Genomic DNA, 22,922 nt, shown 5'->3' with positions numbered 1-22,922 from the left:
GTCGCAATCCACACCGAACCCAGAGGCCCTCGCCTCGTTCAAGGACCACTCAAGGCGTGTCGCCTGTCACCAACGTCCCGGGACAGCACACCTAGATCGCCATGGACAGCAGGACCGGTGCCGCGTTGCGGTTGAGGGCGTCCGCGGCCTGGCGGAGGCGGTGGGCGTGCTCGACCGGGAGGGACAGGGCCAGGCAGCCGACGGAGGAGCCGGCCGTGATGGGGACGGCCGCGCAGACCGTGCCGACCGCGTACTCCTGGAGGTCCAGGACGGGCACGGTGGCCGGCTGGGCCTCGAGTCGGGACAGCAGCAGCCGGTCGCTGGTGATGGTGCGCGAGGTGAGGCGGGCCATCTTGTGCCGGGCGAGGTGGTCACGGCGGCCGGCGTGGTCGAGCTGGGTCAGCAGGCTCTTGCCTATCGCGGTGGCGTGGGCCGAGGAGCGGAAGTCGACCCACTCGTTGACCTTGGGCGTGGCCGGGCTGTCGGCGTACTGGGTGACGCTGATCTCGCCGTCGACGTAGCGGCTCATGTACACGGCGGCGCCGACCGAGTCGCGCAGCCGGTCGAGGGTGTGCTGGAGCTTGTCGCGCAAGGCCTGCTCGCGATGGCGGGCGGAGCCCAGACGGGTCAGGGCCTCGCCCGTGACGTACGCGCCGTCGGCGATCTGCTCGACGTAGCCCTCGCGGCGCAGCATGCGCAGCAGCGCGGTGAGCCGCTCCGGTCCGATGCCGGTGCGCCGGGCGAGCTCGGCGTCGGTGACGCCGGAAGTGTTTCGCGCCACCGTCTCCAGGACGCGCAGGGCTTCCTGGGCCGAGTGGTACGGGGTGGTCGGCTCGTTCCTCAGCGCCACGGTGGTCTCCCCCTGCGCTTGCTGTTGGCCGTAATCCGGACAGCGAATCACCTCCACGATAACCGGCAAAGGGGTTGCGCAGAGCGGGGGTTGACAAGATTCCGGGCCCCCGGGCTGGGGCATTGACCCGCTGGCATATGCCAGGAGCATGCCCCGATCCGAGGGCCCGGTGTCAGGCCTGTTCACGGGCCGTAGTCACAGCACCGCGCTGAGGAACTCCCGCGTCCGGTCCAGCTCCGGGTCGCTGAAGATCTTCTCCGGCGGACCCGACTCGATGACCCGGCCCGAGTCGAACATCAGTACCTGGTCGGAGATGTCCCGGGCGAAATTCATCTCGTGGGTCACGCAGAGCATGGTGATGTCCGTGCTGCGGGCGATGTCCCGCAGCAGGTCCAGCACGCCCGCGACCAGCTCCGGGTCGAGCGCGGAGGTCACCTCGTCCAGCAGCAGCACCTTGGGCTGCATCGCCAGCGCCCGGGCGATCGCCACGCGCTGCTGCTGACCGCCGGAGAGCTGTGCGGGGTGGGCGTCGCACCGGTCGGCCAGGCCCACCATGTCCAGCAGGCCCTTGGCCCGCTCCACCGCCTCGTCCTTCGACATGCCGAGGACGGTGACCGGCGCCTCGGTGAGGTTCCGCAGCACCGTCATGTTCGGGAACAGGTTGAACTGCTGGAACACCATCCCGATCTTCTTGCGGACCTCGCGGACCTCCTTGTCGGAGGCGGGGAACAGCTTCTGCCCGTCGACCGTGATCGTGCCCTCGTCGGGCTTGAGCAGCGTCATCAGCAGCCGCAGGATCGTGGTCTTGCCGGAGCCGGACGGCCCGATCAGGGTGACGTGCTTGCCGGCGTCGACCGAGAAGTCCAGGTGGTCCAGAACGGTGTTCTGGCCGAACCGCTTGGTGACCTGTTCCAGCCGGATCAGCTCGCCGGTGCTCTTGGCGGGGTTCTTCTCGGGATTGGGGAGAGTGTCAGTGGGCAAGGCGTCGCTCCAGGGCTCGCAGGGCAAGGGAGGCCAGGTAGGAAATGACGATGAAGGCCACGCCGATCACCGTGAGGGGCTCGGTGAACTGGAAGTGCTCCTGCGAGAACAGGCGCGCGTGACCGAGCATCTCCAGGACGGTGATCGCCATCAGCATCGGCGTGTCCTTGAGCATCGCGATGACGTAGTTGCCGAGCGCGGGAACCACCCGGCGCACCGCCTGCGGCAGGATCACCGCGATCCACGTCCGCCGCAGCGGCAGGTTCAGCGCCGTCGCCGCCTCCCACTGGCCGACCGGCACGGCCTCGATGCCGGCCCGGTAGACCTGCATCGTGTACGTCGAGTAGTGCAGCCCGATCGCGAAGACACCGGTGGCCAGCGCCGAGAAGGTCAGGCCCCACTCGGGCAGCACGTAGAAGAGGAAGAACAGCTGCACCAGCAGCGGGGTGTTGCGGACGAACTCCGTGACCGCCCCGACCGGCCAGGTCACCCAGCGCGAGGGCACCCGCATCAGCAGCGCCCACACCAGGCCCAGCGCGAACGAGATCAGCGAGCCGAACAGCAGGATCTGGAGAGTGACCAGCAGGCCCTCCCAGAAGTCCGGCATGAAGTCGGAGACCGCGCTCCAGTCCCAGTTCATCGGACCCCCTCCACCACGACCGGCTCAGGCGCCCGGGTCTTGCTGTCGGGCTTCTTCCCGACCCCGGCCTTGAGCTTCTTCTCCAGCCCGCGCATGACCCGGGTGAGCAGGAAGGCGATCACGAAGTAGATGACAAGGATGTACGTGTAGATCTCCGCGCTCTCCTGCACCGCGAGGCGCACCAGGTTCGCGCTGAACGTCAGGTCGCCCATGCCCGTGATCGACACCAGTGCGGTGCCCTTGAGCAGCTCGATCAGCAGGTTCGAGAACGGCGGGATCATCTCCGGCACGGCCTGCGGCAGCAGGATCAGCCGCATCCGCTGCCAGGGCGTGAAGCTGAGGGCGATCCCGCCCTCCTGCTGCGCCGGGTCGACCGCGGTCAGCGCGCCGCGCACGATCTCCGCGCCGTACGCCCCGTAGGTCAGCCCGAGCGCGAGCGTGCCCGCCCACAGGGGTACGAGCTGCCAGCCGAAGGCGACCGGCAGCACGAAGAACACCCAGAAGATCATGACCAGGGCGGAGGTGCCGCGGAACACCTCGGTGTAGAAGCCCGCGAGGAAGCGGACGATCCGCAGCCGGTGGCTGCGCGCGATGCCGACCACGAAGGAGACGGCCGCGCCCAGCAGGGCGCTGCAGACGAGCAGCTGGACGGTGGTCCACACGCCCTTGAGTACGAGTTCCCAGAGTCCCGAGGTCATCCGCCGCAGAGCTCCTTCGCGGTCAGATCCGTCATCTCGGCCTCGGTGAAACCGAAGGGCTTCAGGATGCGGAAGAGTTCGCCGCTCTTCTTGAGCTTGCGCAGCTCCACGTTGAAGGCGTCGCGCAGGTTGGTCTCGGTCGGCCGGAACGCGAAGGCGCCTCCGTCGACGTGCGGCTTGCCGCCCACGATCGGCTTGAACGGCTCGGTGGCCTCCGCCTTGGCGGACTTCTTCACCACCTCGCGCACGGTGAGCGCCGTGCCGGCGAACACGTCCACGCGTCCCGCCTCGACGGCGTTCAGACCCGCCACCTGGTCCGGGACGATGAGGATGTCGCTCTCCTTGTACCCCGCTTCCACGGCGTACTGGATCTCGGCGTAGCCGGTCCCGGTGGCGAACTTCGCCTTCTTCTCGACGATGTCCTTGTAGCTGTGCAGCCCCTTCGGGTTGCCCTTGCGCACGATGTACGCGTCGAGCATCTGGTAGTCGGGGTCGGAGAAGATGACCTGCTCGCAGCGCTCCGGGTTGACGTACATCCCGGCCGCGACGACGTCGAACTGCTGGGAGTTCAGGCCCGGGATGAGCGAGCCGAACTCGGTCGGCACGGGCTGCACCCGGTCGACGCCGAGACCCTTGAAGATCACCTTGGCCAGCTCCGGTGCCTCACCGGTCAGCTTGCCGTTCTTGTCGATGAACCCGAACGGGATCTCGCCGGCGATGCCGAGGCGGACGACGCCCGCGGCCCGGAGCCGTTCGAGCAGATCACCGCCCTCGACGTCCGAGGCGGTGGCGACCCGGCTGCATCCGGCGGCGCCCAGCGCGCCGAGCGCCGCGACCCCCGCGAGCAGCGATCGGCGTGTGGGACCGGACACGGACCCGGACACGGTCCGGTGTATGGGTTCCGGAATTCTGAGGGGGCTTCTCTGTGGTGGAGCCATGGGCGCGCGGCTACCCGACCGCACCTGAGTTATGCCGATCTTTTCAAGCCCCGCACTCTCCCCGTGCGCCCTTGACCGCAGGGCCGGGGGGCACTCCCATGGAGGCATGGCTGATCGCTACATCGAACTCTCGCTGGTCAAGCGTGACGTGACCTGCACGGCCAAGCTGCTGGACGACCGCGCGCCGATCACCTGCGCCGCCGTCTGGGACTCCCTTCCGCTGGCCGGCGACGTCTACCACGCGAAGTACGCACGCAATGAGATCTACGCCCTTTTCCCGCCATTCGCCGAAACCGAACCACCCCTGGAAAACCCGACCATCACCCCCATTCCCGGCGACTTGTGCTATTTCACCTTCGCGGGGGCGGAGCTGGGCACCAAGGCCTACGGCTACGACCGCGAGGTCCGCGCCGGGACCACACTCGTCGACCTGGCCCTGTTCTACGAGCGCAACAACCTGCTGCTGAACGGCGATGTCGGCTGGGTCCCCGGCATCGTCTGGGGCCAGGTCGTCGACGGCCTGGAGAACATGGCCGAGGCGTGCAACGACCTGTGGAGGTCGGGAGCGGCGGGGGAGACGCTCAGCTTCCGGAGAGCCTGACCCGGCCGGCGGACGCCACCCCGGCCTCGTACAGCGCGTGGGCCGCCCGCAGCACCAGATCGTCCCGGTGCCGGGCGGCCACGAGCTGCAGACCGATCGGCAGACCGTCCCCGTCCGCGCCGACCGGCACGCTCGCCGCGGGCTGCTGCGTCATGTTGAACGGGTAGGTGAACGGGGTCCAGCCCGTCCAGCGCCGGTGGCCTGATCCCTTCGGTGCCTCGGCGCCCGCCTCGAACGCCGTGATCGGCAGGGTCGGGGTGAGCAGCAGATCGTAGGTGTCGTGGAAGCGGCCCATCCGGCGGCCCAGGTCCATCCGGACGTCCACCGCGGCCAGATAGTCCAGGGCCGAGTAGCGGGCCCCCCGGTCGCAGATCTCCCGCAGGCCCGGGTCCAGCAACTCCCGCTGGTGCGGGCCCAGATGCTCGGTCACCCGGGCCGCCCCGCTGAACCACAGGGTGTGGAAGGCCTCCACCGGGTCGGTGAGATCCGGATCGGTCTCCGTGACGTACGCGCCGAGTTCCGCCAGCCGCTCCACCGCCCGCCGCACCGCCGTCGCGACCTCCGGACGCACCGCCACCTGCCCGCCCAGCGACGGCGAGTACGCCACGCGCAGCCCGCGCACCCCGCCCGTCAGACCGTCCGTGTACGCACCCGGCGGCGGGGCCAGCGCCGACCAGTCGCGCGAGTCCGGATGGCCGATCACGTCCATCAGCAGCGCCGAGTCCGCCGCGTCCCGGGTCATCGGCCCGATGTGCGCCAGCGTGCCGAACGCGCTCGCCGGGTAGAGCGGCACCCGCCCGTACGTCGGCTTCAGCGCGAAGATCCCGCAGAACGACGCCGGGATACGGACACTGCCGCCGCCGTCCGTGCCCAGCGACAGCGGTCCCGCGCCGAGCGCCACGGCCGCCGCGCTGCCGCCGCTCGACCCGCCGGCGGTGCGCGAGGGGTCGTACGGGTTGCGGGTCACGCCGCTGAGCGGCGAGTCCGTCACGCCCTTCCAGCCGTACTCCGGGGTCGTCGTCTTGCCGATGAAGACCGCCCCGTGCTCCCGCAGCCGGGCCACGGACGGGGCGTCCTCGTCCCAGCGGCCCGCCGGATCCACGGCCTTCGACCCGCGCAGGGTCGGCGCGCCGCGCTGCAGCAGGATGTCCTTCACCGTGACGGGCACCCCGTCGAGCAGCCCCTGCGGCTCACCGCGCCGCCATCGCTCCTCCGACTCCCGGGCCCGCTCCAGCGCCTCCTCGCCGGTCAGCCGGACGAAGGCGTTCACCTCCGGCTGGATCGCCTCGGCCCGCTCCAGCGCCGCCCGCGTCGCCTCCACGGGACTCCACTCGCCCTTGCGGTACCCGTCGAGGAGCCGTACGGCGGTCAGGTCGGTGAGCTCGGTCATCCACCCTCCAAGGAACGTCAGTGACCAGGTACGTACCCACGCTGCTTGTCGACCACGTTCTTCAGCGGCTCCCCGCTCGCCCAGAGTTCGTACAGGTCCACGAACTGGGCGCCGAGTTCGTCCCGCCAGCCGACGATGTCGCCGCTCATGTGCGGGGACACGATCAGGCCCGGGAGCTGCCACAACGGGCTCTCGGGGGTGAGGGGTTCGGCCTCGAAGACATCCAGTGCGGCGCCCGCGATCCAGTGCTTGGCCAGGGCGTCGGCGAGGTCGTTCTCGACGACCAGCTGGCCCCGGCCGATGTTGATGAACCGGGCGGACGGCTGCATCACGTCGAAGCGGCGGGCGTCGAACATGCCGTGCGTCTGCTCGGTGAGCGGTGCCGCCGCGATCACCCAGTCGGCGCGTGCCAGCAGCCGGTCCAGGTCCTCCGGGCCGTGCACGCCGGTGCGTGGGGCGCGGCCCACGAGCGCGGTCGTGATGTCCAGCGCCCCGAGCGTGCTGGCGATCGCCCGGCCGATCGGCCCGGAGCCCACCACGACGGCCTTGCCCCCGGCGACCTTGTGCGACTCGCGGTGCCGCCAGGTCCGCTCCCGCTGCAACTCCAGTGTGCGCGGCAGGTCCTTGGCCATCGCCAGCACGAGCGCGGCGACGTACTCGGCGATCGGCTGGTCGAAGATGCCGCGCGCGTTCGTCACCACCGTGTCCGAAGCGGCGAGTTCCGGACACATCAGATGGTCCACACCGGCGCTCGCGGTGTGCACCCAGCGTGGCCGCGGGCCCTCGCCCGGCCAGGCGTCCCGCACGGCGCGCGAGGTGAAGTCCCACACCAGCAGTACATCCGCGCGCGGGAGGCGCTCGGCGAGACCCTCCGCGTCGGTGTGTTCGATACGGGCGCGGCCGGTGAGGCGGCCGAGGCGGGGGAGGGGTTCGGCGTCCAGGACGAGGAGGGTGGGGGTGGGCATGAGCAGCCGTTTCTCCAGCCGTGCGGCGGGGCGGGCCGGGTTTCGGGCGCCGGCCGGTGACGACGAGTTAACCGGGTGTTGACCAAGGAGTGATCCGGGCGGATTGACCACGCTCGCACCCGAACCTACCGTCGTCAACACGGGCGTTCCCACGATCCGTTGCACACTAGTTGCCCAGCGTGAGGCCGGTGCCTGCCATGGACGTCTCATTTCTCGGCGGGCCCAGCCCGCAGCGCGGGGTCGGCGTCGTCGCCCCCTTCGACTTCGCACTCGACCGCGAGCTGTGGCGCTGGGTGCCGGACGAGGTCTCCCTCCATATGACACGAACACCGTTCGTGCCGGTCGAGGTGAGCCTCGATCTGGCCCGCCTGGTCAGCGAGCACGAGACGCTGAGCGAGGCGGTCCGCACCATCAACGCGATCGCGCCCGAGGTCATCGCCTACGCCTGTACGTCGGGCAGCTTCGTCGGCGGCGTCATGGGTGAGCGGGCGATGTGCGAGGCGATGAGCCGGGCGGGTGCCGTACCCGCGATCACCACCTCGGGCGGGCTGCTGGAGGCCCTGGTGGAGCTCGACGTACGGCGGGTGGCGCTGGTGACGCCGTACACCGTTTCGGTGACCCGGTCGCTGGAGGCCTATGTCGCCCAGGCGGGCGTCACGATCTCCGGATGCGCCTTCATGGGCCTGACCCGGCACATCTGGAAGGTCCCCTACCGGGAGGTGGTGGACATGGCGCGGCAGGCCGTACGCGGCGACGCCGACGCCCTGTTCATCAGCTGTACCAACCTGCCCACCTACGACGTGATCCCCCAGCTGGAAGCCGAGCTGCGGATCCCGGTGATCTCGGCCAACCAAGTGACGATGTGGGCTGCGCTGCGCCGACTGGGTACCCGTGCGGTGGGACCGTATCAAGCGCTGATCAATCCGGAGGCGCGTGCCGGTCTGGTACCGCCGGGGGTCGACCCCGGACCTGTAGTGCCGGAAGAAGAACAGCAGCAGGAAGGCTGGACATGACAGCACTGGGATTTCTCTACCCGGGACACTCCGCCGAGGACGACTATCCGCGCATCGAGCAGTTGCTGGGCAGCGACATCCGGGTGGACCTGGTGCACACCGATATCGGTGAGGACGCGCACCGGGTGGACGCGCTGCTGGAGATGGGCTCCGCCGGGCGGCTCGCGGCGGGTGTCCAGGAGCTGCGGCACGCGGGCGCGGAGGCCGTCGTGTGGGCCTGTACGAGCGGCAGCTTCGTCTACGGCTGGGACGGCGCCCAGGAGCAGATCCGCTCCCTGGCGCAGACGGCCGGCATGCCCGCCTCCTCGACGTCCTTCGCCTTCGCGCACGCGGTCAAGGAGCTGGGGGCGCGGCGGGTCGCGATCGGCGCGACGTACCCGGACGACGTGGCGCGGCTCTTCGCCGAGTTCCTGCGGTCGGACGGTGTCGAGGTCGTGTCGGTCAACAGCTCCGGCATCATCACGGCCGCCGAGGTCGGCACCTGGGGCGAGGCGGAACTCCTCGCCCTGGCCCGGAACTCCGACCACCCCGACGCCGAGGCCCTCCTCCTCCCCGACACGGCCCTGCACACGGCCGCGCACATCCCGGCCCTGGAGAAGGAACTCGGCAAGCCGGTCCTCACCGCCAACCAGGTCACGGTCTGGGAGTGCCTGCGCCTGGCCGACCGCCGGGTGAACGCGCCGGAGCTGGGCGCGCTGTTCACGAGGGAGCCGATCATCCAGGCGTGATCGCGAGCCGCGTCCTCGTCGCCTGTGGTTACCGCCCCGGGCGGCGAGGGCACGGCCTAGGACCGGTTGCGCCGGACCAGGACGACGATCAGCCAGACACCGAGGATCACGGCGAGGGCGATCGCCGCCCAGTCGGGCAGCAGCCCCAGGCCTTTGTAGGCCAGCGTGACGTCGTCGTGAGCCATCGGAACCGACACGGGTTCATGTCCTTTGTTCGGGGGGCGGAGGCGGAGGATACGGCGGTGGTGGTGGAACGGGGCGTCGTCTCCGGCGACGGCGCAGCAGGGAAGGGAACGTGAAGCCCACCGCTGCCCCTGCGGCAGCCCCGACCAGCATGACCAACGGCAAGTCCCAGCCGATGCCGGAGTCGAACAGCTCCTGCGGCCCTGCGACCACGGATCCGAAGACGCTCGCCCCGATCGCGCCACGCCCACGGTCTCGCAAGCCGGGCCCGTTCCTTCTCATCAGAGAGCGGTGCCCTCGAACGCACCTTCCATGAGGGCCGGAATCGGCCACACCTCTTTGTCGGGCCCGCCCTCCGGGGAATAACCGGAGACAGTCCCCTGTTAGAGCCGGGACGACAGCACACGGCCCACAGCAGGAGGCATCCCACCGTGGCGGCAGACGAGATACGCGGCGACGAGATACGCGGCGCGGCGCAGGGCAGCGCCCCCGTCCCCCTCTCCGTACTGGACCTGGTCACCGTGGGGGCCGGCCGCACCGCCTCCGACGCGCTGCGCACCAGCGTCGAGCTGGCCCGCCTCGCGGAGGCCCGCGGCTTCCACCGCTACTGGGTCGCCGAGCACCACTCCATGCCGGGCGTGGCCTCCTCGTCCCCCGCCGTGATCCTCGCCCACCTCGCCGCCCACACCGACCGCATCCGGCTCGGCTCGGGCGGTGTGATGCTGCCCAACCACGCCCCGCTCGTGATCGCCGAGCAGTTCGGCACGCTGGAGGCGATGGCGCCGGGGCGGGTCGACCTCGGCCTCGGCCGCGCCCCCGGCACGGACGGTGCCACGGCGGCCGCCCTGCGCCGCACCGACCGGCTGAACGAGGGCGCCGACGACTTCCCCGAGCAGCTCGCCGAGCTGACCCGCTTCCTCGACGACGACTTCCCCGACGGGCACCGCTACCGCCGTATCCACGCCGTACCGGGGCCGATCCAGGCCAAGTCCCCCGGCGGCGTCCAGTCCCCGCACCGGCCGCCCCTCTGGCTGCTCGGCTCCTCCGGCTTCAGCGCCCGCCTCGCCGGCGTCCTCGGACTGCCCTTCGCCTTCGCGCACCACTTCTCGGCGCAGAACACCCTCCCGGCCCTGGACCTGTACCGGGAGTCCTTCCAGCCGTCCGCCGTGCTCGACCGGCCGTACGCCCTCATCGGCGTCTCCGCCCTCGCCGCCGACGAGGAGAAGGAGGCCCGCCGGCAGGTGCTGGCCGCGGCCCTCAGCATGGTCCGGCTGCGTACCGGCCGCCCCGGCCTCGTACCCACCCCCGAGGAGGCGGCGGCCTACGAGTTCAGCCCCATGGAGCGCGACTTCGTCGACTCCTGGAACGCCAACGTCATCCACGGCACCCCGGACGAGGTCCGCTCCGGCCTGGACGACCTGGCCAAGCGCACCGGCGCCGACGAGCTGATGATCACGGCCAACGCGCACGGCGGTGACGTGCGCGTCCGCAGCTACGAACTGATCGCCGACGCCTACGGGTTGCCGACGCCCGCCTGAACGTCCGGCGTGCCCAGCAGCTCGGAGATACGGTCCGGCGACACCGGGCGGGAGTACAGCCAGCCCTGTCCGGTGTCGCAGCCGATGCGCCGCAGCCGGACCGCCTGGGCCGAGGTCTCCACGCACTCGGCCGTCACGGTCAGCCCCAGCCGGTGCGCGAGCTGGATCATCGCCTCGACCACGACCTCGTCGGCGGGGTTCGAACGCGCGGCCGCGTCCCGGTCGTCGTACTGGAAGCCCCGCACGAAGGAACCGTCCAGCTTCAGCACCGAAACCGGCAGCCGGCTCAGATACGCGAGGTTCGAGTAGCCCGTGCCGAAGTCGTCGATGGCGATGCGCACGCCCATGTCGCTGAGGGCCTTCAGGGCCTGCAGCGGCCGGCCGCCCGAGCCCATCACCGCCGACTCGGTGAGCTCCAGCTGGAGCAGGTGCGGCGCGAGGCCCGTCTCGGCCAGGGTCTCGGCCACGTCGGCCACCAGGTCGGAGTCCCAGACCTGGCGGACCGCCACGTTGACGCTGACGAAGATCGGCGGCTCGTCCGGATGCTCCCGCTGCCAGCGGCGGGCCTGCCGACAGGCCGTACGCAGCACCCAGCGGCCCAGCGGGACGATCGAACCGTCCTCTTCGGCAAGTCCGATGAACCGATTCGGCGTCAGTACGCCGAACTGAGGATGATTCCAGCGGATGAGCGCCTCGACCCCGTGCAGCCGGTCGTCCTCCATGCCGACCAGCGGCTGGTACTCCAGCTGGAACTCGCCCCGGTCGATGGCCGGCCGGAGCGTGGAGGCGAGGGCCTGGCGGGTCATGCGGTGGGCGTTGCGCTCCGGGTCGAACAGCGTCCAGCGGGCCTTGCCGTCGGCCTTCGCCCAGTACAGCGTCGTGTCCGCCGCCTGTACCAGGGCGGTCGGGGTGGTGCCGGCCGCGTGCCGCTCCACCACCCCGATCGACGCCGACACCGACAGCCGCTGGCCGGCGATGTCGAAGGGGTCCTGGATCGCCCGCAGCACGGCTTCGGCCAGCTCGGCCAGTTGTTCGGTGCCCGTGGAGTCCTCGACGAGCAGGGCGAACTCGTCGCCGCCGAGCCGGGCCACCAGCGGGGTGCTGGTGCGGGCGAAACCGGTCTCGTCCGCGCAGCGCATCAGGCGCTCGGCGACGGCGGCCAGCAGCCGGTCCCCCACGCGGTGGCCGAGGGTGTCGTTGATGGCCTTGAAGCCGTCCAGGTCCAGGTAGCACAGCCCGATCCGGCCGGTGCCGCTCTGCTCGTACGACTCGGCCTCCAGTGCGGCAGACAACCGTTCGAAGAACAGTGTGCGGTTGGGCAGCCGGGTCACCGCGTCGTGCATCTGCAAGTGCCGCAGCCGGGCCTGGAGTTCACGGCGGGAGCTGATGTCGGCGACGGACATGAGCACGCTCCGGTCCTCGGCGGGCAGCGGGGCGACCGTCACCTGCACCCACAGCGAGTGCCCGTCGGGGTGCTTGAGGCGGCGGGTGCAGCGCAGCCGGGACTGCCGGCCGCGCAGCACCTCGCGGTAGGCGTGCCAGGTGCGGGCGTCGGAGGTGAGGTCGACCAGATCGGCGGCGACGGCCCCGGCGAGGTCGTCCGGAGCGGTGCCGAGCAGCGTGGCGAGTGAGTCGTTGGCGCTGACGACCGTGCCCTCGCGGTCCACGACGGCCATGGCGAGCGGGGCGGCCGTGAAGACGGATCGATAGGGCGGCTGCGACGGGTGCTCGGTACGAGGGTGCTCGGTACGAGGGTGCTCGGTACAGGGGTGTTCGGTACGGGGGGGCGTATCGATCTCACTCTCTGTGACGACCGGCCGGTCGAGGTCTGCCGCGGGTGTGGGCCCTTCGGAGGTTCCGCTCACCGCTCGCTCCCGCATGTATTCGATCTCTGTCCGTGCAGGAAAGGTCAGGAAAGTGTGCCGATCATAGAGGCTGGCCCCAGGGCCTTCCAGCCGGTGTCCAGTGTTCCCGACCAACCGGCCCTTCTGCCAGATCGTTTCTGCTCGCGCCTGGACGGCTTCTTCAGGCCCCCGACCAGTTGTGACGTTCCGTGAGTACTTCTGGGATGTCGGCTTCCGCGATTTTTCGGCTCCTTCACCCGACTGGTGCAGGCAAACAGGACGCAGTACTACAAATCATCACAGGCTGGGTGCGGTGTCCCGCGAACCGTACCCGGAGGTATCCGTGCCGCGTCAGTTCTCGCGCGCCCGACTGCGCAGTACCGCGGCCGTGTTCACCACCATGTCGGCGCTCGCCGCGACCTCCCTCGGCACCGGCCACTCGGCCGCCGGGCCCGGTTCGGCCGAGCCCTGCGCCCTGACCCGCACCGACGCACACCACTCGGAGGGCCTGGACACCTGGAACGCCGCCTATCCGCGCCCCGCCCGGTCGCTGGACGCGGTCATGGTCTTCCTGTCCTTCCCGGACGCCCGTCCGCTGACCACGCCGCAGGAACTGACCGGCGACCACTTCCCGGACACCACCCGATTCTTCGAACAGGCTTCCTATGGCCGGTTCACCCTGCGCCCGCACCCGCTCGGGCACTGGATCCAGATGCCGCGCCCGTCCACGGCGTACGCCATACAGCGCGACTGGAGCGCCGAGCACCGGGCGGCGTACCTGCGGGACGCGCTCTCCGCGGCCGACCCGGAGGTCGACTTCTCGCGCTACGACGTCGTGTACTTCGTCGCCGACCCGGACGCGCCCGGTGTGGACTCCGACGCGACCAAGGTCGTCAACCTCACCCGCCCGATGCGGGCCGACGGCACCGACCTGCGCCGGATCGTCACGGTGTTCGAGCAGCATCCGCCGGACCGGCTCGTCCTCGCCCACGAGACCGGGCACGTCTTCGATCTGCCCGACCTCTACCACCGGCCCGCCGACGGCAAGGGCGACTGGGACACGCACGTCGGCGACTGGGACCTGATGGGCAGCCAGTTCGGACTCGCCCCCGACCTGTTCGGCTGGCACAAGTGGAAGCTGGGCTGGCTGAATCCACGGCAGGTGCGATGTGTGCAGGACGCCGGGCCCGCCCGGCTGACCCTGGAACCGCTGGCGGCGGCGCCCGGGGTGCCGGTCTCGGGTGCCGCCGGGGCGCCGGTCTTCGGTCTCGGGCGGGGCACCAAGCTCGCGGTGGTGCGGACGGGCCCCGACAGCGTGCTCGCCCTCGAGGCGCGGGGGCCGGTGGGCAACGACGTGGCCGCGTGCCGGCAGGGGGTGCTGGTGTACCGGGTGCGAGGCGAGGCGCAGTCCGGGGGTGGTCCCATCGAGGTGATCGACGCCCATCCGCGGACCGAGGCGTGCTGGGAGGACTCGGTGTACCCACCCCTCGCGGACGCGCCGATCGCCCTCGGGGAGAGCTTCACGGTGCCGGGGGAGGGGGTGCGGGTGGAGGTGGAGGGGCGTACGGCTTCGGGGGCGTGGACGGTGAAGATCATGGTCCGCTGAGGGTGATGCGGACATGCGAAAGACCCCCTCGCTCTCGCGAGGGGGTCTTTCACCGTCTGTGCGCCGCCAGGGACTCGAACCCCGGACCCGCTGATTAAGAGTCAGCTGCTCTAACCAACTGAGCTAGCGGCGCCTGCTGACGTCGTAGACCTTAGCACCCTGGTCGGCGGGAGGAAAAATCGAAATCCGCACCGCCGAACGGGCCGCCCGCACGGCCGCCCACAGCAGTACCTCGGGGCCCGGGAGCCAGGGCTGCCGGGTGTCGGGGGCGACGAGCCAGCGGGAGCCGGAGCGGGTGGGGGAGGTGGCCTCCGCCGGTGCGGGAATGGTCACGGCGTCGCCCGTGCCGTGGCACAGCAGGGGCGGTACGGCGCCCGTGCGGCCGGTCTCCCCGCCGTCGCGGCCGTGTGTGCCCCACTCCTCCCACTCCAGCAGCGCCGGCAGCCGCTGGGCCGTGCCCGGGGCGGCGAACAGGAGCATGCGACCGCGGAACTCCGCGACCGGGCCCGAGCCGGGGCCGTCGTCCCAGAGCCGGTCGAGCATCCGCCGCCCGAACATGGAGGGCGCGCTGACCACGTCGAAGACCGCCCCGCAGGGCAGCACGACCGGCGCGTCCGGCCGCTCATCCCAGAGGGCGAGCGTGCTTCGCGGATACGTTCCTGCCGAAGCGAGCCAGGCGGCTCCGTCGGGGGTGACATGGGAGGCGTTCCATCCGCTGCTCATGACATCTACATCTACCGGCCGTGAGCGCGTGGTTCCCGAGGGTTGCCGGAAACCGGGACAGGAGGGGTGGGGAGGGAGTATCTTGCCCGCCTGGCATATGCCACGTAGATCGGGAAGAGGCGGATTTCCGCCTTCCGCTGTCACACCGGGTCGGCGGGCCCCCGGCCCTCGACGCCGCCCCGCAGCAGGTCCCGGCCGAACTCGACCATCTTCTTGGCGTAGTCCTCGGTCCACTCGGCCCGCTCGGCGATGTCCGCGGTCGTCAGCCGGTCGAACCGCCGGGGGTCGGCCAGCTGGGCCGCCGCGATCGCCTGGAACTCCAGGGCCCGGTCCGCCGCGGCCCGGAACGCCAGTGTCAGCTCCGTCGACCGGGCCAGCAGGGCCCGTGGATCGTCGATCGACTCGAGGTCGAAGAAGTGCTCAGGGTCGGAGGCCGCCTCCGCGGGCTCGAAAAGCAGGGGCGCGGGGCGTAGCCGCGGTTCGTTCCGACGCGGCGTGGGCTCCGCCATGTCTTCTCCTCCTCGTACGTCGCGCACGGCCCTCCCGGTGGAGTGGGCCACCGTCCATTGTCTCGCGGGCGCGCAAGTGGGCATCGCGGGAGTGGGTACGGCTGCCACACCACCCGGCGTTCGCCGGGGACCCCGGAACCCATGATGTTCGGCCACGTTACGAACGCCACACCACGCGGTGCTCCGCCAGATGCGCCCGCACGGCGTGATGCGCCTCCTCCAGCCATCCGGGCTGTATGCATCGGCCGCCTCCGGCCGGCGGGAGGCGGGCGGGTCTGCTGGTGCGGGTTACGGGCGCCACGTCACGCGGTGTTCTGCCAGGTGCGCCAGCACGGCGTGATTCGCCTCCCACCCGTCGGGAAACTTCACCACCGTCCCCAGCTGCACCGGCTCCGTCGACGGATAGTCGTCCAGGAGGTCGCTCACTCCCGCCCGGCACACCACGACGCACGCGTGCCGGTGCCGGGAGGCCAGGACGCAGAGGCGGCCTGTTTCCAGGTGGAAGGCCGTGGCGTCGGGGCGGCCGGAGAGGGGGTGCAGGACCACCGTGACGTCGTATTCGCGGCCCTGCAGCCGGTTCGCCGTGTCCACGACCACGTCGGTGACGCCGAGGTCGGCCAGGGCGGCACGTACCGCCGCCGCCTGGTCCCGGTGCGCCGTGCCGACGGCGACGCGGTCGGCGGTGAGGGGCGCGGGGTCCGGTGAGCGCTCCGACGTCGCCGCCCCGCCCCGGTCCAGCAGGCGCCGTACGACCGTCGCCACCGCCCGTACCGCCTCCGGGTCCGTGCGCGGGGTGTGCCGCGCGGGCAGCTCCAGCAGGCCCCAGCCCGATACGGCCGCCTCGTCGATCACCCGGTCCGGGCCCGAGCCGTCGGAGGGGACGGCGAAGGACAGGGCGCGGTCGCCCGGGCCGGTCCCGCTGCGGAACGGCGTGTACGGGTAGAACGCGTCTGAGACCAGGGGAGCCGCGGAGGCCGGGAGCCGCCAGGAGACCGGCAGCCGGTGCTGGGGCAGGTCCGGGTTGTGCGCGAGCAGGGTCGTCACGGCCGAGGCCGACGGGTCGTAGGCGAGGCCCGCCCACTGCTCGCTGCCGACGATCGCGAACGGGTCCAGCTGCCCCGGGTCGCCCACGAACAGCGCCCGCTCGAACAGCCCGGCCACCGCGAGCAGCGCGTCCGAGCGCATTTGGTACGCCTCGTCGACGATCGCGTGCCGCCACGGTTCGTCGACCTTGACATGCGCCCACTTCGCCGCCGTCGAGAGCACCACGGCCAGCCCCGCGAGGTCACCCGCCTTCGCCGACTTGCGGACGTTCGGCAGATCGTCGAGCGCCTTGTCGTACGGGTCGGCGTCACTGCTGTGCAGTCGGCCCACCGGCAGCTCGGGGTTCTTCTCGGCGAGCCTCAGGACGAGATCGTCGACCTGGGCGTTGGTCTGCGCGACGACCATCAACGAGTGTCCGGCCTCGGCGAGTTCCAGAGCCGCCCGGACCACCAGCGTGGACTTGCCGGCACCGGGCGGGGAGTCGACGACCACACCCCGCGCGGTGCCGTGCAGCGTGTCGTGGAGGATCGCGTCGGTGGCCTGTGTCGCGGCGGCGGAAGGGTCGAAGACCGTCGTCACAGCACGTCCTCCTCGGTCACCGGGTCGGCCGGCTCCAGCGCCGGCTCGCCGGGAGGCCCGCCGTGCGTCCACGGCGTCTCCTCCGGGTCGGGCAGCTTCGCGCCGCCCCGCTGCTCGTGCTCGAAGAGCGTGAAGCAGACCCGGTCGCCCTTCTCCGGCACCGAGCCCGGCTCGGGCTCCTTGCCGCGGCCCATCTTGTCGAGGACCCGCAGCACGACGTACGCGCCGTCCTCCTCGTCCCCGACGAACTCCGCCGACTGCGGCTTCCCGCCCAGCGACCGGTACACCTTCGTCCGCTCACCGAGATGCGGCCGGTCGTCCGTGCGAACCGTGACCAGGGGGCGCGGGCTGGGCCGCTTGCCCTCGCTGTACGTCATCACGACATCGGTGACCTCACCCGCGAAGGCCTCCCCGGACAGCCTTCGCCCGGCCATCACCAGCGGATCGTCCAGGGCCTCCTGGGCCTCCAGCCGGGCCTGTTCGCGCTCGCGCGTGGCCAGTTTGTTCGCCGCGGTCACCGCGTCGTCGCGGCGCGGCTGCGGGGGTTCGCCGGCCAGGACCCGGTCGCGGTGGCCGGTGAAGGACCAGCGGTCGCGCGTCCACCGCTCCTCGGCATGCGCCCCCTCGGGCAGCTCCCGCAGCAGGTCCAGGCCCCGCCAGACCGCGTCCCAGGTGGGCCGGGTGCGGCTGAGCACCAGGTCGCGGATCTCCCGCTCGGCGGCGGTCAGCGAGCCGAGCCGGTCGTCGGCCTGCAGACCGTCCTCGGCGACGGCGTGGGCGGTACGGGCCCGGTCGTAGCGCTCGATGGCCGGGGCGAGCAGCTTGTTGTCGAACGCCGGGTCGGTGGCCGGGCCGGCCGGAGGACACGTCAGCTGGCCCCGCTCGTCCCGCTCCAGCTCGGCCCGCAGCGCCGCCTCGGCACCGGACAGACCCTCCGGCGGGTCGATCCAGGCGAGCAGCGCCCCCAGGTGCTGGTCCTCCAGGGCGGACTGCCCGGTCGCCCAGTGTCTGCCCAGGACGTCGGTCATCGCCAGCAGCAGCGAGGAGCCGGGCACCCGGGCCCGCTCCCCGAAGTGGGTCAGCCACCGCCCGAGCAACGGCACCCGGGGCGGCGCCGGATACGGGGCGTCCGGATCCTGCTCCGCCGTTCGCCGGAAGCGCGTGGAGCGCCCGAGCAGCCGCATCAGGTCGATGCCCGCGCGGCTCGGCACGATCAGCTGCGGGGCGTCCGCGCACAGGTCGACCTCGACCTTGACGCGCTTGCCGGTCTCCGGGTCGGTCTCGGTGCGCTCGGCGGCCTCCACGACCTCGGCGAACGCGTCGACGTACGGCAGCACCACATCGGCCAGTTCGGCCAGGAACGCGAACCTGAGGTCGCGGTCGCGGGGCTGCGGGACGACCAGGAGGCGCGGCGCGTCCCGGTCGGTGCCGACCAGGGCGCCGAGCGGGGCGCCGGCCTCACCGGCGGTGATGAGCGGCACGAACACCAGCGGGCGGTCGCCGAGATGACGGTGCCGGACGGTGGCGGCGGGCTGGGCGCGGCCGGTGCTGACGGCCTCGAGCCGGGCCAGGGTGGAGATCAGCGACACGCCGCCTCCAGGGCCTCCGCGCGCAGGGCCGCCGCCCGCCGCAGCGCCGCCACAGCCGGGTCGCCGGGATCCCCGGCCTCCCCGCGGGCCGCCGCGAGGACGTCCTCAACCGTCTCGAGGCCGCCCAGTTCCGCCCGCGCCGGGCGGCCGAGCGTCGTCACCGCGCCCGCCTCCCGGGACCTGCCCCGGCAGTGGAAGGCCAGCTCGCACGCGGACAGGCACTCGGGCGCGTACGTCGCCGGGACCGACTCCACGGCGGCCGTCAGCTCGTCGGCGGGCAGCTCGGGGGAGAAGCACGTGCCCTCGGGGAGCTCCTCGGCGATGTCCTCGATACGGGTCAGCCGGGCCAACTGGCGGGCCGTCACCGCCCGCTGCTTGCGGATGTCGACGGCGGATGCGGCAGCCAGGTTCGAGAAGTCCCGGGGACAGACGAGCAGGACCCGGTGCCGCACGCGCGGGGACGGATCCAGCCGCGCGGCGACCTCCTCCAGCGCCAGCACGTACACAGCCGCCTGCCGGGCCGCGGCCCCGACCTTCGCGGGGTCCGCCGAACCGTCCAGCAGCGGGAAGGACTTGATCTCGACCACGGTCCAGCTGCCGTCCGGGTGCACCACGACCGCGTCCGGCTCCAGGAACGCCGGAGAGCCCGCGACGTCCAGCGCGAGCATGGGGTGGTCGAGCAGGGTCCACGAGCCCGGGTGCGCGGTGGCCTCGCGCAGCTCCAGCGCCGTACGGGCCGTACGCCCCTGAGGGCCGGTCGCGGTGAGGTCGGGCACGCGCGCCTCGGCGGGCGGCTCGGCGGCCCGGTCCAGCTTCTCATGCACCAGCCGCAGCAGCTCCGCGCCGCCGTCGGCCTTGACCCGCGACTCGAACGCGTTGCCGCGCGTCAGCGCGAACTGGGACTGCCCGAAGACCGACGGCGCACCCAGCGCGCTCGCCAGCTCCGCCTTGTTCACCCCGGCACCGTCGAGGATCGCGCGCCGCGCACAACCGGGGTTGGCGGCCAGCGCCGCCAGAGCGCGCGCGTCCAGTGCCTTCGCGGGTACGTCGGGCCCGCGCAGCTCAGCGAGCCGCTGCCGGAGCGCCGTCCCCCGCGTCCTTGGGAGAGGCACTCGGCTCGGCTCCCGCTCCGAGCCGCGCATCGCGCTGCCGTGGAATTCGCTCACCCGCGGAAGTCTGGCATCCGGCACTGACATTCGAGGAACCCGCGACGGAAGTGGCTGCGGGAGTGGCGGCGGGAGGGGCCTCGGAAGTGGCCGCGGAAGAGGAGTCCGCCGTGACCGGCGTGAGGGACGGCATGAACCGTGCCCTGACCCGGTCCGCCGTGCGCATCACCAGGGGCGCCAGCAGCAGTCCGACCCCCATGACGGCCGCGCCCGCGACCGCGTCGAGGAAGTAGTGGTTGGCGGTGCCCATGACCACGATCGTGGTGATCAGCGGGTAGGCGACAGCGGCCGCCTTCGCCGTGCGCGTACCGCCGTAGCGCCACAGCATCACTCCGCACCACAGGGCCCAGCCCACGTGCAGACTCGGCATGGCCGCGTACTGGTTGGTCATACCCCCCAGGCCTCGCGGGGCGCTCGCCTCGCCGCCCCACCAGCCGTACGAGCTGTACTGGGCCATGGTGTCCACGAAGCCGTGGCTCGCGTCGAGCAGCCGGGGCGGGCAGGTCGGCAGCAGGGTGAAGCCGATCAGGCCGACGAACGTCGACGTCCACAGCCAGGTGCGGGCGGCGCGGTAGCGCACGGTCCGGGAGCGGAAGAGCCATATGAGGATCGCCGGCGTGACCAGGTAGTGCAGCGACGCGTACCAGAAGTCCGCCGGTATGCCTATCCACGCCTCGTTCGTGAAGAGGCGGTTGAGCGGGTGCTCGGCGTTGAGGAACAGCGCCTTCTCTATTCGCAGGATCGCCAGACCGTTGTCGACCGCCCCGGACACGTCGCCCCGCACGAGGAGCCGGCCCGCCGAGTAGCACGCGTACACCAGCAGGATGAGCGGCAGCTCCGTCCACCAGCGCAGCCGGGGCGCAGGGGCCGCCTCGGTGCCCGGTGTCTCGGTGTGCGGCATCCGATCGCCCTCCCCCTTCGTCGTCACGGCTCCCCGCCGGTCGGTCGTGCCACTTTACGGTGCGTGTGCGCGCCCTGGGGGCGCCCTCCGGACCTCAAAGACGCAGAGATCGCCCCCCGGGTTGCCCGCGACCAGCGTGCGCGATGATGGAGGAGTTCCGCTCGCGTTTTTCTCCCGGAAAGGTCCTCCATGGCTCCGCGCATCCTGCTGGCCCGGCACGGACAGACCGAGTGGTCCCTGTCCGGCAAGCACACCGGCAGGACCGATGTACCCCTCCTGGAGGAGGGCAGGCGTGGCGCCAAGCTGCTCGGCGAGCGGCTGCACCGGGCCCCGTACGACGGCCTGCCCGGTGTCGAGGTGCGCACCAGCCCGCTGGCACGCGCGCGTGAAACATGTGAACTGGCCGGTTTCGGCGACCGCGCGCGTGCCTGGGACGCGTTGCTGGAGGTCGACTACGGGGCCTACGAGGGCATGACCCCGGCCGACATCCAGGCCCTCCGGCCCGGCTGGCTGATCTGGCGCGACGGCGTCCCCGAGGGCGAGACCCTCGCCGAGGTGACGGCCCGGGCGGACGAGGTGGTCTCCTGGGCCCGCTCCGAGGACCGTGACGTCCTGGTCTTCGCCCATGGGCACATCCTGCGCACCCTCGGGGCACGATGGCTGGGCCTGCCGATCGGCTTCGCGGCACGAATACGGCTGAATCCGACGTCCTTGTCGGTACTGGGATGGGCGTACGGAGAGCCGGCGATCGAGAGCTGGAACGACATCGGGCACCTGGCCTAGGTGATCCTCGGCGTCGACGCATGCCGCTCCAGGAACGCCGACACCCCCGAAGCCCGGCGATGAGGCAACAGCACGCGCGCCGTGGCCGCCAGCATCGTCTGGATCCGGGACGACTGGACCTCCTCCAGCAGATCCAGCACCCGCATCCCCGCCACCGCCGCCTCGTCGGGCCGCCCGCCCCGCGCGAGGTCGTCCGCCAGCTCCGCCGTGTACAGCGCGATGTTCCGCGTGAAGTGCGGATCCTGCAGGTCCGCCGCCCGCCGCGCATGCCGCGCCGCCCGGCGCCAGTCGCCGAGCGCGGACCAGCACTGCGCCTCCAGGCCCTCCAGCTCGGCCTCTCCGTAGAAGCTCATCCACTCGGGGTCGGCCTCCGAGGTGCCGCGGTCGAAAAGGGTCTGCGCCCGGGCCAGTGCCTGCTCGCAGCCGACGCGGTCGGCGAGTCCCGCCCAGCCGCCCGCCTCGCGCAGCGCGAGCAGCGACATCAGCCGGGCCGAGGCCACGGGCCGGGCGACGCGCTGCGCGGCCTGGGCCGCCCGGACAGCCTCGCGCGGCCGGCCCGCGTCGCGCGCGAGGAACGCCGTATTGCAGAAGGCGTGCGCCTCCAGGCCCGGATCGCCGGTCATCCGGGCGGTCGCCAGTGCCTCCGCGTAGTGGGAGCGGGCGTCGTCGAAGCGTCCGGAGTCATGGGCCAGCCAGCCCACGGAGATGGCCAGTTCACCGGCGCCGGAGTAGAGCCGGTCCGCGGTGGTCTGCCGGGTCGCGCCGGCGTCCAGCAGGGCGTAGGCGGCACGCAGCGGGGCGGCCGCGCGGCGGTAGAGGCCGTCGGCCCCGTGCCGGTCGTCGAGCAGCCGGATGCGGCGGACCGCTTCTTCCAGGGCACCCGCGTCACTCGCCCCGGCGCGGCGCACGGGGCGCTGTGCCGCCGAGGCGTCGAGGGCGAGGCCGACGGGTCCCAGCGAGGCGGCGGCCACGGTGGCGCCCCCGCTGGTCATGAATGCGCGACGTAGCACGTCGCTCTCCTCGTAGGTGTCGTGCGGGTGGTACGGGTCGTACGGGTTCTGTGTTTCATACGGCTCGCACGCCCCGCTGGTCTCACTCGTGGCGTTCGCCGGGTTCGAGGTGCACGTCAGGGGCGCGTCCTCGGTGTCGCGCGCCCGGCGTCCGCGTACCGACGAGCGGGGCGCGAAGCCCAGATCGGTGAGCGTGCGGCCTGGGAACATATGCAGGAACACCCGTTCGTACGCGTAGTTGGGGCAGCGGATCTCGCCCGCCTCGACGCGGCCGATGTACCGCGCGTCACAGCTGACCTGCTCGCCGATCTCGAGGGCGGCCCGGCGGATCACCGCGGCGAACTCGGCCGGCGAGCGCTGTCCGCGCAGCTGCCGGAAGGCGAGGTTCGGCCGTGGCGGCCGATCGGGTCGGGATGAGGTCACTGTTGACGACGCCATGGCCGGGTCCTCTCGTGCGAACCGTCGAACCATGCCGGAAATGGGGAGACTTGTACGTGTTGTCCGTCAGGTCATTCCCTGTGTCCGGCGAGCAAGAACGTACCTGCTGTGCCGGAGCCGTCACGCTGGGTTTGGCTACAAACCGGATATCTCATACGTGATCTGCCATGAACTGCCATCCTTTGCGGCTGACTTCCGCCGTAGC

22 protein-coding genes and 1 tRNA gene are annotated in these 22,922 nt (G+C 71.7%); 6 read left to right on the top strand and 17 right to left on the bottom strand.

Annotation, left to right across the window (positions count from 1 at the left end; translation table 11 throughout):
- Positions 1 to 91 precede the first annotated feature (91 nt).
- The 5 genes from AC07DF_RS26510 to ehuB all read right to left on the bottom strand — a co-directional run bounded on the left by AC07DF_RS26510 (position 92) and on the right by ehuB (position 4,107).
- Positions 92 to 850, bottom strand: a complete 759-nt coding sequence (locus AC07DF_RS26510) for an IclR family transcriptional regulator (protein ID WP_478976194.1) — start codon at positions 848 to 850, stop codon at positions 92 to 94.
- A gap of 195 nt (positions 851 to 1,045) precedes the next feature.
- Complete coding sequence (gene ehuA / locus AC07DF_RS26505; protein ID WP_184593065.1) at positions 1,046 to 1,831, bottom strand: ectoine/hydroxyectoine ABC transporter ATP-binding protein EhuA; 786 nt, start codon at positions 1,829 to 1,831, stop codon at positions 1,046 to 1,048.
- Complete coding sequence (ehuD, locus tag AC07DF_RS26500) at positions 1,821 to 2,471, bottom strand: ectoine/hydroxyectoine ABC transporter permease subunit EhuD (RefSeq protein ID WP_478976190.1); 651 nt, start codon at positions 2,469 to 2,471, stop codon at positions 1,821 to 1,823. The genes ehuA and ehuD overlap by 11 nt, the downstream gene beginning before the upstream one ends.
- Positions 2,468 to 3,169: an ectoine/hydroxyectoine ABC transporter permease subunit EhuC gene (gene ehuC / locus AC07DF_RS26495; protein WP_478976187.1), complete on the bottom strand. Its 702-nt coding sequence runs from the start codon at positions 3,167 to 3,169 to the stop codon at positions 2,468 to 2,470. Before ehuC ends, ehuD begins: the two co-directional genes overlap by 4 nt.
- Positions 3,166 to 4,107 (bottom strand): ectoine/hydroxyectoine ABC transporter substrate-binding protein EhuB, encoded by a 942-nt coding sequence (gene ehuB, locus AC07DF_RS26490; protein ID WP_478976184.1) that lies wholly within the window; start codon positions 4,105 to 4,107, stop codon positions 3,166 to 3,168. Before ehuB ends, ehuC begins: the two co-directional genes overlap by 4 nt.
- Before the next feature lie 106 nt (positions 4,108 to 4,213).
- Between ehuB and AC07DF_RS26485 the strand changes: the two genes are divergently transcribed.
- Positions 4,214 to 4,708: a DUF3830 family protein gene (locus AC07DF_RS26485; RefSeq protein WP_478976181.1), complete on the top strand. Its 495-nt coding sequence runs from the start codon at positions 4,214 to 4,216 to the stop codon at positions 4,706 to 4,708.
- Here the strand turns inward: AC07DF_RS26485 and AC07DF_RS26480 are convergent.
- Both AC07DF_RS26480 and AC07DF_RS26475 read right to left on the bottom strand, forming a co-directional pair.
- A complete protein-coding gene (locus AC07DF_RS26480) occupies positions 4,689 to 6,098 on the bottom strand; it encodes an amidase (RefSeq protein ID WP_478976178.1) in 1,410 nt (469 codons plus the stop codon). The genes AC07DF_RS26485 and AC07DF_RS26480 overlap by 20 nt on opposite strands.
- Before the next feature lie 17 nt (positions 6,099 to 6,115).
- Positions 6,116 to 7,063: a D-2-hydroxyacid dehydrogenase gene (locus AC07DF_RS26475; RefSeq protein WP_478976175.1), complete on the bottom strand. Its 948-nt coding sequence runs from the start codon at positions 7,061 to 7,063 to the stop codon at positions 6,116 to 6,118.
- 197 nt (positions 7,064 to 7,260) lie between these two features.
- Here AC07DF_RS26475 and AC07DF_RS26470 point away from each other — a divergent pair, with 197 nt between their 5' ends.
- Both AC07DF_RS26470 and AC07DF_RS26465 read left to right on the top strand, forming a co-directional pair.
- The gene (locus tag AC07DF_RS26470; protein ID WP_478976172.1) at positions 7,261 to 8,076 is read left to right on the top strand and encodes a maleate cis-trans isomerase family protein; all 816 of its coding nucleotides are present in this window, start codon (positions 7,261 to 7,263) and stop codon (positions 8,074 to 8,076) included.
- On the top strand, positions 8,073 to 8,804 hold the full coding sequence (locus AC07DF_RS26465; RefSeq protein ID WP_478976169.1) for a maleate cis-trans isomerase family protein: 732 nt from the start codon (positions 8,073 to 8,075) through the stop codon (positions 8,802 to 8,804). The genes AC07DF_RS26470 and AC07DF_RS26465 overlap by 4 nt, the downstream gene beginning before the upstream one ends.
- A 56-nt stretch (positions 8,805 to 8,860) precedes the next feature.
- Here AC07DF_RS26465 and AC07DF_RS26460 read toward each other — a convergent pair whose 3' ends face one another.
- Positions 8,861 to 9,001: a hypothetical protein gene (locus AC07DF_RS26460; RefSeq protein WP_478976166.1), complete on the bottom strand. Its 141-nt coding sequence runs from the start codon at positions 8,999 to 9,001 to the stop codon at positions 8,861 to 8,863.
- A 417-nt stretch (positions 9,002 to 9,418) separates the two neighbouring features.
- Between AC07DF_RS26460 and AC07DF_RS26455 the strand changes: the two genes are divergently transcribed.
- Positions 9,419 to 10,525, top strand: a complete 1,107-nt coding sequence (locus AC07DF_RS26455; protein WP_478976163.1) for an LLM class flavin-dependent oxidoreductase — start codon at positions 9,419 to 9,421, stop codon at positions 10,523 to 10,525.
- On the opposite strand, the gene AC07DF_RS26450 is transcribed toward AC07DF_RS26455, so the two are convergent.
- Positions 10,501 to 12,405, bottom strand: coding sequence for a putative bifunctional diguanylate cyclase/phosphodiesterase (locus AC07DF_RS26450; protein WP_478976160.1), 1,905 nt, complete (start codon positions 12,403 to 12,405; stop codon positions 10,501 to 10,503). The two genes, AC07DF_RS26455 and AC07DF_RS26450, sit on opposite strands and share 25 nt — an antisense overlap.
- A 277-nt stretch (positions 12,406 to 12,682) precedes the next feature.
- Here AC07DF_RS26450 and AC07DF_RS26445 point away from each other — a divergent pair, with 277 nt between their 5' ends.
- Complete coding sequence (locus tag AC07DF_RS26445; protein WP_478976157.1) at positions 12,683 to 13,975, top strand: M6 family metalloprotease domain-containing protein; 1,293 nt, start codon at positions 12,683 to 12,685, stop codon at positions 13,973 to 13,975.
- A gap of 59 nt (positions 13,976 to 14,034) precedes the next feature.
- On the opposite strand, the gene AC07DF_RS26440 is transcribed toward AC07DF_RS26445, so the two are convergent.
- The 7 genes from AC07DF_RS26440 to AC07DF_RS26410 form a co-directional block, all read right to left on the bottom strand.
- Positions 14,035 to 14,108 (bottom strand) — tRNA-Lys (locus tag AC07DF_RS26440).
- On the bottom strand, positions 14,099 to 14,698 hold the full coding sequence (locus tag AC07DF_RS26435) for a bifunctional DNA primase/polymerase (protein ID WP_478976154.1): 600 nt from the start codon (positions 14,696 to 14,698) through the stop codon (positions 14,099 to 14,101). Before AC07DF_RS26435 ends, AC07DF_RS26440 begins: the two co-directional genes overlap by 10 nt.
- A gap of 140 nt (positions 14,699 to 14,838) precedes the next feature.
- Positions 14,839 to 15,207: a hypothetical protein gene (locus AC07DF_RS26430; protein ID WP_478976151.1), complete on the bottom strand. Its 369-nt coding sequence runs from the start codon at positions 15,205 to 15,207 to the stop codon at positions 14,839 to 14,841.
- Between the two features lie 288 nt (positions 15,208 to 15,495).
- Positions 15,496 to 16,830 (bottom strand): AAA family ATPase, encoded by a 1,335-nt coding sequence (locus AC07DF_RS26425; RefSeq protein WP_478976148.1) that lies wholly within the window; start codon positions 16,828 to 16,830, stop codon positions 15,496 to 15,498.
- Positions 16,827 to 18,419 (bottom strand): hypothetical protein, encoded by a 1,593-nt coding sequence (locus AC07DF_RS26420; protein ID WP_478976145.1) that lies wholly within the window; start codon positions 18,417 to 18,419, stop codon positions 16,827 to 16,829. Before AC07DF_RS26420 ends, AC07DF_RS26425 begins: the two co-directional genes overlap by 4 nt.
- Positions 18,410 to 19,531: a hypothetical protein gene (locus tag AC07DF_RS26415; RefSeq protein WP_478976256.1), complete on the bottom strand. Its 1,122-nt coding sequence runs from the start codon at positions 19,529 to 19,531 to the stop codon at positions 18,410 to 18,412. The genes AC07DF_RS26420 and AC07DF_RS26415 overlap by 10 nt, the downstream gene beginning before the upstream one ends.
- Positions 19,482 to 20,486: a phosphatase PAP2 family protein gene (locus AC07DF_RS26410; RefSeq protein WP_478976253.1), complete on the bottom strand. Its 1,005-nt coding sequence runs from the start codon at positions 20,484 to 20,486 to the stop codon at positions 19,482 to 19,484. The genes AC07DF_RS26415 and AC07DF_RS26410 overlap by 50 nt, the downstream gene beginning before the upstream one ends.
- A 189-nt stretch (positions 20,487 to 20,675) precedes the next feature.
- Between AC07DF_RS26410 and AC07DF_RS26405 the strand changes: the two genes are divergently transcribed.
- Entirely contained in the window at positions 20,676 to 21,269 is a 594-nt protein-coding gene (locus tag AC07DF_RS26405; protein WP_478976142.1) for a histidine phosphatase family protein, read from the top strand.
- Here the strand turns inward: AC07DF_RS26405 and AC07DF_RS26400 are convergent.
- A complete protein-coding gene (locus AC07DF_RS26400; RefSeq protein ID WP_478976139.1) occupies positions 21,266 to 22,717 on the bottom strand; it encodes a hypothetical protein in 1,452 nt (483 codons plus the stop codon). The two genes, AC07DF_RS26405 and AC07DF_RS26400, sit on opposite strands and share 4 nt — an antisense overlap.
- Positions 22,718 to 22,922 lie beyond the last annotated feature (205 nt).

This window comes from Streptomyces sp. NPDC044719 (assembly GCF_056433405.1).
This window is presented reverse-complemented; position numbering and strand designations above follow the sequence as displayed.

What these genes read in the sequence shown, in the direction of transcription:
- AC07DF_RS26465 (WP_478976169.1), top strand. Translation starts at nt 8,073, where the DNA reads ATGACAGCACTGGGATTTCTCTACCCGGGACACTCCGCCGAGGACGAC.
- ehuB (WP_478976184.1), bottom strand. Translation starts at nt 4,107, where the DNA reads ATGGCTCCACCACAGAGAAGCCCCCTCAGAATTCCGGAACCCATACAC.
- AC07DF_RS26410 (WP_478976253.1), bottom strand. Translation starts at nt 20,486, where the DNA reads ATGCCGCACACCGAGACACCGGGCACCGAGGCGGCCCCTGCGCCCCGG.
- AC07DF_RS26480 (WP_478976178.1), bottom strand. Translation starts at nt 6,098, where the DNA reads ATGACCGAGCTCACCGACCTGACCGCCGTACGGCTCCTCGACGGGTAC.
- AC07DF_RS26405 (WP_478976142.1), top strand. Translation starts at nt 20,676, where the DNA reads ATGGCTCCGCGCATCCTGCTGGCCCGGCACGGACAGACCGAGTGGTCC.
- ehuD (WP_478976190.1), bottom strand. Translation starts at nt 2,471, where the DNA reads ATGAACTGGGACTGGAGCGCGGTCTCCGACTTCATGCCGGACTTCTGG.
- AC07DF_RS26485 (WP_478976181.1), top strand. Translation starts at nt 4,214, where the DNA reads ATGGCTGATCGCTACATCGAACTCTCGCTGGTCAAGCGTGACGTGACC.
- AC07DF_RS26475 (WP_478976175.1), bottom strand. Translation starts at nt 7,063, where the DNA reads ATGCCCACCCCCACCCTCCTCGTCCTGGACGCCGAACCCCTCCCCCGC.
- AC07DF_RS26430 (WP_478976151.1), bottom strand. Translation starts at nt 15,207, where the DNA reads ATGGCGGAGCCCACGCCGCGTCGGAACGAACCGCGGCTACGCCCCGCG.
- ehuC (WP_478976187.1), bottom strand. Translation starts at nt 3,169, where the DNA reads ATGACCTCGGGACTCTGGGAACTCGTACTCAAGGGCGTGTGGACCACC.
- AC07DF_RS26450 (WP_478976160.1), bottom strand. Translation starts at nt 12,405, where the DNA reads ATGCGGGAGCGAGCGGTGAGCGGAACCTCCGAAGGGCCCACACCCGCG.
- AC07DF_RS26435 (WP_478976154.1), bottom strand. Translation starts at nt 14,698, where the DNA reads ATGAGCAGCGGATGGAACGCCTCCCATGTCACCCCCGACGGAGCCGCC.
- AC07DF_RS26400 (WP_478976139.1), bottom strand. Translation starts at nt 22,717, where the DNA reads ATGGCGTCGTCAACAGTGACCTCATCCCGACCCGATCGGCCGCCACGG.
- AC07DF_RS26470 (WP_478976172.1), top strand. Translation starts at nt 7,261, where the DNA reads ATGGACGTCTCATTTCTCGGCGGGCCCAGCCCGCAGCGCGGGGTCGGC.